The following is a 330-nucleotide window of genomic DNA, read 5'->3' on the forward strand; positions in this document are numbered from 1 at the left end:
GGCGCGGCCTCTGGGTCGGTGCCCACTACTCGTCGTTCAACAAGCGCCTGTGCGTCAACCTGATTCCCTGCGTGACCCTCTGGGTCTGCGGTAAGGGCGGCAACGTGCCTCAGAAGGAGTACCGCTGATGCGCCACGCCCAAGGTAAACCCCGTGCCTTGCCTGATGGCTACCTTCACCTCCAGAACTACTCGGTTACCAAGGCGTCCGGTATGGCCGGTGCCCTGTTCAACTATGTGATGACCGAGCGGCACAAGGAGATCGTAGAGGCCGCCTTGTTGGAGCTGTCGAACAAGCAGGACCTGAAGGTCAACCCGCGCCCCGTGGCCAT

General features: G+C 61.8%; 1 protein-coding gene. It reads left to right on the forward strand.

Annotated elements, in window-relative coordinates; all coding sequences use genetic code 11:
* Positions 1-127: 127 nt before the first annotated feature.
* A partial coding sequence (locus tag ACS2QP_RS27495; RefSeq protein ID WP_438883028.1) for a hypothetical protein occupies positions 128-330 on the forward strand: 203 nt, incomplete at its 3' end.

Origin of the sequence: Bacillus cereus group sp. Bce019 (assembly GCF_051781745.1) — a bacterium.
Classification (GTDB): Bacteria; Bacillota; Bacilli; order Bacillales; family Bacillaceae_G; genus Bacillus_A; species Bacillus_A cereus.